This window comes from Laedolimicola sp., assembly GCF_051972735.1.
Lineage (GTDB): Bacteria > Bacillota > Clostridia > Lachnospirales > Lachnospiraceae > Laedolimicola > Laedolimicola intestinihominis.
Genome location: NZ_JBOKYU010000061.1, coordinates 1 through 9,780, shown reverse-complemented (window position 1 = coordinate 9,780; position 9,780 = coordinate 1). Strand labels below are relative to the sequence as shown.

Annotated in this window: 6 protein-coding genes and 1 pseudogene; 6 read left to right on the top strand and 1 reads right to left on the bottom strand. The window is 51.1% G+C overall.

What is annotated here, in order from left to right; translation table 11 throughout:
- From ACTRC3_RS10860 to ACTRC3_RS10835, 6 genes are all read left to right on the top strand, one after another.
- Nucleotides 1–1,135: ATP-dependent metallopeptidase FtsH/Yme1/Tma family protein (locus ACTRC3_RS10860; RefSeq protein WP_440323076.1), on the top strand; the 1,135-nt coding region annotated here is incomplete at its 5' end.
- Nucleotides 1,136–1,258: 123 nt separating this feature from the next.
- The gene (uvrC, locus tag ACTRC3_RS10855) at nucleotides 1,259–3,118 is read left to right on the top strand and encodes an excinuclease ABC subunit UvrC (protein ID WP_349164427.1); all 1,860 of its coding nucleotides are present in this window, start codon (nucleotides 1,259–1,261) and stop codon (nucleotides 3,116–3,118) included.
- A 138-nt stretch (nucleotides 3,119–3,256) separates the two neighbouring features.
- Complete coding sequence (hprK, locus tag ACTRC3_RS10850; RefSeq protein WP_440323075.1) at nucleotides 3,257–4,192, top strand: HPr(Ser) kinase/phosphatase; 936 nt, start codon at nucleotides 3,257–3,259, stop codon at nucleotides 4,190–4,192.
- A 23-nt stretch (nucleotides 4,193–4,215) separates the two neighbouring features.
- Nucleotides 4,216–5,151, top strand: coding sequence for an ROK family glucokinase (locus tag ACTRC3_RS10845; RefSeq protein ID WP_178038891.1), 936 nt, complete (start codon nucleotides 4,216–4,218; stop codon nucleotides 5,149–5,151).
- Nucleotides 5,152–5,645: 494 nt separating this feature from the next.
- Entirely contained in the window at nucleotides 5,646–7,109 is a 1,464-nt protein-coding gene (locus ACTRC3_RS10840) for a DUF2142 domain-containing protein (protein WP_178038892.1), read from the top strand.
- A gap of 466 nt (nucleotides 7,110–7,575) precedes the next feature.
- Nucleotides 7,576–9,321 carry an ammonium transporter gene (locus ACTRC3_RS10835; RefSeq protein ID WP_440323074.1) on the top strand — a complete coding sequence of 582 codons (1,746 nt, stop codon included), beginning with the start codon at nucleotides 7,576–7,578 and terminating at the stop codon, nucleotides 9,319–9,321.
- 87 nt (nucleotides 9,322–9,408) lie between these two features.
- Here ACTRC3_RS10835 and ACTRC3_RS10830 read toward each other — a convergent pair.
- Nucleotides 9,409–9,780 (bottom strand): annotated as a pseudogene (locus ACTRC3_RS10830) (translational GTPase TypA); the annotation flags it as partial.

The window sequence follows — 9,780 nt, the reverse complement described above, 5'->3', positions numbered from 1 at the left end:
GTTCCAGGAAGCCAAGAAGCATTCCCCCTGCATCATCTTCATTGATGAGATCGATGCCATCGGAAAAAGCCGTGATGGCCGCCTGGGCGGAGGAAACGACGAGCGTGAGCAGACCCTGAACCAGCTTCTTGCGGAAATGGACGGCTTCGACAGTCACACGGCGTGCCTGGTACTGGGAGCGACCAACCGTCCCGAAGTCCTTGACCCCGCGCTTTTGCGTCCGGGCCGCTTCGACCGCCGTATCATCGTAGACAGACCGGACCTGAAGGGACGTGTCGATATCCTGAAGGTTCATTCCAAGAATGTGAAAATGGATGAAACCGTCGATCTGGACGCCATCGCCCTGGCCACCAGCGGAGCCGTAGGATCCGATCTGGCCAATATGATCAACGAGGCGGCCATCCTGGCAGTCAAAAACGGTCGCAAGGCCGTATCCCAGAAAGATCTCTTCGAATCCGTAGAGGTAGTCCTGGTCGGTAAAGAAAAGAAAGACCGCATCATGAGCAAAGAAGAGCGCCGCATCGTATCCTATCACGAAGTGGGACACGCCCTGGTCAGCGCCCTTCAGAAAGACGCCGAGCCCGTTCAGAAAATCACCATCGTGCCCCGTACCATGGGAGCCCTGGGCTATGTGATGCAGGTACCTGAAGAAGAAAAATACCTGAACACCAAAAAAGAAATCGACGCCATGCTGGTAGGCCTCCTGGCAGGCCGCGCCGCCGAAGAAATCGTCTTCGACACCGTCACCACCGGCGCTGCCAACGACATCGAAAAAGCCACCCGCCTGGCCAGAGCCATGGTCACCCAGTACGGCATGTCCGAGAAATTCGGTCTCATGGGTCTGGAAGTCCAGGAAAACGAATACCTGAACGGTCGCACTGTCATGAACTGCGGCGACGCCACCGCAGCCGAGGTAGATACCGAAGTCATGAAGATCCTCAAAAAATCCTATGAGGAAGCGAAGCGCCTCCTCAGCGAAAACCGTGAGGTCATGGACAAGATCGCTGACTTCCTGATCCAGAAAGAAACGATCACCGGTAAGGAATTCATGAAGATCTTCCGTGAGGTCAAAGGCCTTCCGGATCCGGACGACGACACTCCGACCACCATATCGAACAACGAACCAGAAGCATAACGTAACACCTTTCAAAGACAGGCCTGGGCGGAAAAATACATTTCCTAAGGAGCCCCTGATGTGGGGCGAACGGGGAAAAGTATTTTTCCGTCCAGGCCGTCCGTATAAAAGGAGTCCTACCCCATGCAATTCAACATCGAAGAAGAGTTAAAAAAACTCCCCGCCAAACCCGGAGTCTACCTCATGCACGACGAAGCCGACGCCATTATCTATGTAGGCAAAGCCATTTCCCTGAAAAACCGCGTAAAACAGTATTTTCAGTCCAGCCGCAACAAAGGCCCCAAGATCGAGCAAATGGTTACCCACATCGCCCGCTTCGAATATATCATCACCGATTCCGAGCTGGAAGCCTTAGTATTGGAATGCAACCTGATCAAAGAGCATCGTCCCAAATACAACACCATGCTCATGGACGACAAAACCTACCCCTATATCAAGGTTACAACCAACGAGCTCTACCCCCGCGTCCTGTTTTCACGCATGCTGAAAAAGGATAAAGCCAAATACTACGGCCCCTACACCAGCGCCGGAGCAGTCAAAGACACCATCGAACTGATCCATAAGCTGTACAAGATCCGCACCTGCCACCGGGTACTTCCCAGAGACATCGGCAAAGACCGACCCTGTCTCAACTACCACATCCATCAGTGCGACGCTCCCTGCCAGGGCTATATTTCCCAGGAAGAATATGGAAAAAATATTGCCAAAGTCCTGGACTTTCTGAATGGAAACTATGCGCCCCTTTTGAAAGAGCTGGAGGAAAAAATGCAGGCCGCTTCAGACGCCATGGAATTCGAAAAAGCTATCGAATACCGGGATCTTCTGAACAGCGTTAAACAGATCGCCCAAAAGCAGAAAATCACTAACAGCGATATGGAAGACAAGGACATCATTGCCATGTCCGCCGATGGCTGGGACGCCGTGGTTCAGGTCTTCTTTATCCGGGATGGCCGTCTGATAGGACGGGATCATTTCTACCTGAAAACCTACGATGGAGAACCCAAAAGCGCCATTCTCGGCAGCTTCATCAAGCAGTTTTACGCCGGAACCCCGTATATTCCCCGGGAGCTGATGCTGGAATGTGAGGTCGAAGATCATGAACTCATCGAACAATGGCTGACTGCCCGCAAGGGCCGCCGGGTGCGTTTACGCGTCCCCAAAATCGGTGAAAAAGAAAAACTGGTGGAATTGGCCAAAAAGAACGCAAGCCTTGTCCTGAGCCAGGATCGGGAGCGTATCAAGCGGGAAGAAGGCCGTACCATCGGAGCCATGAAAGAGATTGCTGACATCCTGGGCATGCATGGAATCCAACGCATCGAAGCCTTCGATATCTCCAATACCAATGGCTTCGAATCTGTCGGTTCCATGATCGTTTACGACCATGGCAAGCCCAAACGCAGCGACTACCGCAAATTCAAAATCCGCACCGTGAAAGGCCCCGACGACTATGCCAGCATGCGCGAGATTCTGACCCGCCGTTTCACCCACGGTATGGAAGAAAGCCGGGAGTTGAAAGAAAAAGATATGCCCGAAGAAATGGGCAGCTTCACGAAATTTCCGGATCTGTTGATGATGGACGGAGGCCGGGGGCAGGTCAACATCGCCCTGCAGGTACTGGATGAGCTGGGCCTGGATATTCCGGTCTGCGGTATGGTCAAGGACGATAACCACCGCACCCGCGGTCTCTATTACAATAATGTAGAGCTTCCCATTGACCGCAGCTCCGAAGGCTTCCGGCTGATTACCCGCATCCAGGACGAAGCCCACCGCTTCGCCATTGAGTACCACCGTTCCCTTCGAAGCAAAGAACAGGTACATTCCGTCCTGGATGACATCGAGGGTATCGGACCGGCCAGAAGGAAGGCACTGATGCGCCATTTCCAGTCGCTGGAAGCCATACGGGAGGCCGATGTGGAAACCCTGGCAGACGTTCCGTCCATGAATCGGGCGGCGGCGGAAAAAGTATGGAAATTCTTTCATTGAAATAACAGAAAAAATTACCCATTGAGATGAAGGATATGCCTTGTCCCCTCAGGCAACAGTGTGATAAAATAGAGACAACATCCGTGACAGGACATTTCGTATAAAAAATGAAAAATAAAGAAGAGAGAGGAAACAAACATGGGAAGTGTACAAAATGTAGACATGACGTTGATGGTAGAGAAGCTGAAGCTGAAAAATCTGACGCCGGATATCGATCTGACCGGTATGAAGCTGTCGTCTCCGGAGATTAACCGCCCGGCCATTCAGCTGTCCGGTTATTTCGCGCATTTCGCTACCGAGCGCGTGCAGATTCTGGGATATGTGGAATACACTTATCTGCAGAGCAGAAGCGATGAGGAGAAAAAGCCGATTTATGAGAAGTTTTTCTCCAGCAATATTCCCTGCGTTGTCTACACCTCCCGCACCGAGCCGGAGCCCTATGCGTTGGAAATGGCCAACAAGTACAATGTACCGGTCTTTTATTCGGATAAAAAGACATCGAACTTCATGGCGGCTATCATCGGCTGGCTGAATGTCCAGCTGGCGCCCCGTATCTCCATCCATGGCGTGCTGGTAGACGTATACGGCGAGGGCGTGCTGATTATGGGCGAGAGCGGTATCGGTAAGAGTGAGGCTGCACTGGAGCTGATTAAGCGTGGTCACCGTCTGGTTACCGACGACGTGGTAGAGATTCACAAGGTCAGCGACGATACCCTGGTGGGCCGTTCCCCGGAGATTACCAAGCACTTCATTGAGCTGCGCGGCATCGGTATTGTGGATGTAAAGACACTGTTCGGTGTGGAGTGCGTCAAGGAGACCCAGACCATTGACATGGTCATCAAGCTGGAAGACTGGGATAAGGACAAGGAGTACGACCGTCTGGGACTGACCGAGGAGTATACAGAATTCCTGGGCAATAAGGTGGTCTGCCATTCCCTGCCCATCCGTCCGGGCCGGAACCTGGCTATTATCGTAGAGACTGCGGCAGTTAATAACCGTCAGAAGAAGATGGGTTACAACGCGGCGCAGGAATTGTACCGTCGTGTGCAGGAAAGCATGACAAGAAAGAATTAAAAGGATACTGGGGGATATAGGATATGAAAAAATATTGTTTTGGAGCTGATATCGGCGGAACAACCATGAAGCTGGGACTCTTTGACGCGGATGGCATGGTTCTGGATAAATGGGAGGTGCCGACCCACACAGAAAATGAGGGCGAAGCGATTCTGCCGGATCTGGCAAAGACCATTTTGGATAAGATAGAAGAGAAAAAGCTGAACAAAGAAGAAATCGCGGGTATCGGCGTAGATGTACCGGGACCGGTAGCTGCGGACGGCAGTGTTCCGCATACTGCCAATCTGGGCTGGGGCTACAAGGCTGTTACAAAAGAACTGACAGAGCTTACCGGACTGCCCTGCAAGGCAGGCAATGACGCCAACGTGGCAGCCCTCGGCGAAATGTGGCTGGGTGGTGGAAAGGGGCACCGGGACGTGTTAATGATTACCCTGGGCACCGGTGTCGGCGGCGGTATCGTCATCGACGGACAGATTCTGGTGGGAGCCCACGGGGCAGGCGGCGAGATCGGTCATATCCATGTAAAGGACGGCGAGGAGAGCTGCTGTGGCTGCGGCAACAAGGGCTGTCTGGAGCAGTATGCGTCCGCTACCGGTATTGCACGCCTGGAGCGGGAGTGGCTGGAAAAGAGCAACGAGCCTTCCGTCCTGCGCGACCATGATATCAGCGCAAAGTCCGTCTTTGACGCAGTGAAAGAGGACGATGATCTGGCCAAGAAGATCGCGGATGAATTCGGCGATTACCTGGGCAAGGCGATTGCTTCCATGACTGCGGTTCTGGATCCGGAAGTCATCGTTATCGGCGGCGGCGTCTCCAAAGCAGGTCCGATTCTACTGGATTATGTGCGCAAGCACTACCAGCCGGTAGCATATAAGTCTACCCGTGAGACTACCTTCGCTCTGGCGGAGTTGGGCAATGACGCAGGTATCTATGGCTGTGCCAAGCTGATATTGGGATAAGCGAAAGACGGCATATTTCGACTGCTTTTGTGCAAATTACAGAAAATGCAGCAAAAATTACCGATATTTTTCGACGGCAGAAGGTATTGACTTTTGCGGATTCCCGTAGTAGAATCATCTCAACAAAAGATAATACATATTGAAAAACTAATGATAACAAAGGCGTTACCAATTCCCGTGGTAATGCCTTTTTCCTATATTTCAGGGCACCAGGCCCTATCTCTCCCTTTTATTTTATTCGACCTTGCGGTTGCGCTCTCCCGGCGCAGCCGGACAAGTCGAATACACAAAACTATAAGGTTCAAAGAGTTCGTAAAAGCCGTGCTCCTGCTTGCAGGGACGGCTTTTATTGTCGAAAATGTATATTTTTTTTCAACAATAAACGTAAACTTAAAGGGGCGTTTTCGTTTCTTTCCCGGTTGTGTTCTTCCGGTAATATTGCTATAATAAAAATAATATGCAAGAAAATATGAATTAAAGGATCGTTTAAACATATGAAGAAGCTTACGAAAGAAAACTGGATGGAGATCGCCTTCTTTGCCTTTATCCTGCTGGTCTTTACTGCCTGGGCCTGGATTCTGCCCTTCAACGAGGGGCCGGATGAATATATGCGTTCCCGTATCGTGGATTATATCGTGGAATACGGCAAGCTGCCGACCGGCTATCAGCAGGAGATTATGGACTACTCCTGGGGCTTCACCTATGGTTTCCGGCCTATCCTTCCCCAGATGGCAGAGGCTGTCCTGGTACGCGTGGCCATGATCTGGACAAAAGACGCCTTTTCCCTGATCTTTGCGGGCCGTCTGGTCAGCGTGGTCTGCGGCATGGTTTTCGCAGGTTACGTTCGGGCCATTTCCAAGAAGCTCTTTGACCGGGCGAATATGCAGTGGCTGTTTACATTGCTGACCGTCTGTCTTCCCCAGGCGTGCTTTCTGTTTACGTATCTGAACTGTGATTCCATGGCGCTTATGGCGTCGGCCATGATTTTATGGTATATGATAAAAGGGATGGAAGAACGGTTTCCTGTAAAAAACTGTATCTGGATTGCAGTATCCTGTTCTGTCTGCATCCTGTCCTATTACAATGCCTACGGCTTCCTGATTACAGCCGCGCTTATTTACCTGGGCTGCCATTTGAAATGGAGCCGTGAGGCAGCGAATCCGAAGGAGAAAAAAGAAATCTGGAAGGTTTTCTGGAAAAAAGGTTTTCTGATTCTGGGGATTGTTCTGATTCTGGCGGGCTGGTGGTTTGTGCGGAATTATTTTCTGTATGACGGGGATATTCTGGGACTGAAGACCCAGGATCAGTACGCAGAGCATTACGCCATGGATATTCTGAAGCCGTCGAACCGGCAGAACTATCGGAATCAGGGATATTCCATGGCCTATATGCTGTTTCATTCCGACTGGGTTATCTCTGTCATAAAGAGTTTTATCGGTGTATTGGGGCCTCTGTGGTACGCTCTCCGTTGGTGGATGTACGTAGGTTACGCACTGATTTTCGCTGCGGGAATTCTGGGAATACTGGCCGAGGCTGTGGGAAAATGCCGCAGCCGGAGAAAGAAAAGCCCGGCGGATCCGGAGCGCCTGTTCTGGCATCTGGGATTACTGGTAGCGATTCTGGTGCCGAATGTGCTGAATTTCTGGTACTCCTACGCGACGGATTATCAGCCCCAGGGTCGCTATAGTATGCCTATGCTGGTTCCGCTCATGTACTATATTGTCCGGGGTGTAAGCTTCTGGATAAAATGGCTGGAGCAGCGGGCCAGAGAGGCGGTGCGCCGCGTTCCGTCTGTCCTGGTGACGCTTACGTGTCTGTGGATCGCAGGCTGCGCCCTGTTCTGCGTGGTGAAAATTATGTGGCCTGCCTATAAAGACGTGGAGGATAAATCTGTGGTGAAGGTCTACACCATGGAAGAGCTCTACGGGGATGACTGGGAAGAAAAGACAGATAATTAAAAAAGCTCCTGAAAAGGGAGGATGCCAGGCAGCTGCTCTGCCTGGCATTTATTATGAAAAAGTTTATTCAAAATAAGGTAATAAGCGTTTATTAAGTATTTCTTTATCTTATGTTGTTATTATATGGGCGGAAAATGAATGTGATATGAGCACTAATTGAACGATTTTTAAAAGAAATATGAATAAAATATGAACGTGAAACAGGAGCCGCGACAGACGAGAAGCAGAAGCTTGTGCGTAAATTTGTGAAAAAACTAAAAATTTTATAAAAATTTCGTGAATAATTTTGGATAATCTTAACATTGACAGTTTCTGGAATGTTTGATTATAATATTGTTCATATCAAAGGAGATTTGGAAGCGGAAATTCCGCGAGCCGGGTCTCCTTTTTTTATACCGTTCTGCAGGGAATGTATTACAACTCCGGAGCCCTTCAGAATAATCTGTAAGAAAGAGGAGGAAGTGTTATGACCCAGGAAATTTTAAGCGCAATCGACGGTCAGTTATTTGCCGTCTGGTTCCTGATAGGAGCCGCACTGGTATTCTGGATGCAGGCAGGCTTTGCCATGGTGGAGGCAGGGTTTACCAGAGCCAAGAACACCGGTAATATCCTGATGAAAAACCTGATGGACTTTTGTATCGGTACAGTTGTATTTATTCTGATTGGATTCGGGCTGCTGCTCGGCGAGGATGTGGCAGGATTCATCGGAAAGCCCGGCTTCGATATTTTTACCGCATATGAGAATTTTGATTATTCCAATTTCGTATTCAACCTGGTATTCTGTGCGACCACAGCGACCATCGTATCCGGCGCTATGGCAGAGCGTACGAAGTTCTTGTCCTACTGTGTATACTCCGGCATCATTTCCGCACTGGTGTATCCGATTGAAGCGCACTGGATCTGGGGCGGCGGCTGGCTCTCCCAGCTTGGCTTCCATGATTTCGCAGGCTCCTGCGCCATCCACATGGTGGGCGGTCTCAGCGCTCTGATTGGCGCGAAAATCCTGGGACCCCGTATTGGAAAATTTGTAAAAGATAAAGACGGCAAGATTACAAAGATAAACGCGTTCCCCGGACACAACCTGCCCCTTGGCTGCCTCGGCTGCTTCATCCTGTGGCTGGGTTGGTACGGCTTCAACGGCGCTGCCTGCACCAGCGTAGAGCAGCTGGGAAGTGTATTTCTTACCACAACGGTCGCACCGGCTGTGGCAACCGTCGTATGTATGGTGTTTACCTGGGTTCGCTATGGTAAGCCTGATGTATCCATGTGTCTGAACGCTTCCCTGGCAGGTCTGGTAGCCATTACAGCTCCCTGTGACGTGACAGACTGCTTCGGCGCTATCGTCATCGGTGCAGTAGCCGGCGTCCTGGTGGTCTTCGGCGTATGGTTCCTGGATTATGTACTTCGCGTAGACGATCCTGTCGGCGCGGTAGCCGTTCACTTCATGAATGGTATGTGGGGAACTATCGCAGTCGGTCTGTTCGCTACTACCAGCGCTCCGGGAAATGATACCCTGACCGGTCTCTTCTACGGCGGTGGCTTCACACTCCTTGGAAAACAGCTTCTCGGTATGTTCTCCGTCCTGGCATGGACCGCAGTTACCATGACGCTGGTATTCTTCTTCATCAAGGCAGTCTTTGGACTTCGTGTCAGCGAGGAAGAGGAGATTGTGGGTCTGGATTCCATGGAACATGGACTTCCGTCCGCATACGCAGGCTTCAGCATCATGGATATCTCCAACACCATGACTATGGAGGTCAACGAAAATACAAACCTGGGCGTGGGCGAGTACGAGGCGGCTTCCGAAGCTCAGAAGAACGCGGCGGTCAAGGTGGTACAGACTCCCGTGTCTGCGACAGGTATTTACAAGGTATCTATCATCGCAAAGCTGTCCCGGTATGATCAGTTGAAGAAAGCCATGAACGACATCGGCGTGACAGGCATGACTGTGACACAGGTTATGGGCTGCGGCATCCAGAAGGGCGCTGGCGAGAAATACCGTGGCGTCGAGATGGACGCAACCCTGCTTCCCAAGGTCAAGGTCGAGGTCATCGTCGGCAGCATCCCGGTGGATACAGTCATCGAGGCGGCCAAGAAAGCCCTGTACACCGGTCACATCGGAGACGGCAAGATCTTTGTATACAATGTGGATAAGGTGGTCAAGGTCCGCACCGGCGAGGTGGATATGGATGCCCTGCAGGATGTAGAATAAGACAATAAAATAAGAAAAGCTATGAACCATACTGCTAAAAGAATGGTTCATAGCTTTTTCATTTATCTCATTTCCTATCTTAAGCTCTTAAGCCTTCTTAAATCCCGCTCTCTTTCTCAGGGTCGGATCCAGGATCTTCTTACGGATTCGAAGGGACTTCGGTGTAATCTCCAGCAGCTCGTCCGTGTCGATGAACTCCAGGCACTGCTCCAGGCTTAAGACTCTCGGGGTGGTCAGCTTCAGTGCCTCGTCGGCGCTGGAGGAACGGGTGTTGGTCAGCTTCTTGGTCTTGCAGACATTCAGCTCGATGTCCTCCGCCTTGCCATTCTGGCCGATGATCATGCCGGCGTAAACCTTCTCGCCCGGTCCGATGAACAGGGTACCGCGCTCCTGGGCATTGAACAGACCGTAGGTAATCGCTTCTCCGGCCTCAAAGGCAATCAGGGATCCCTGCTTCCG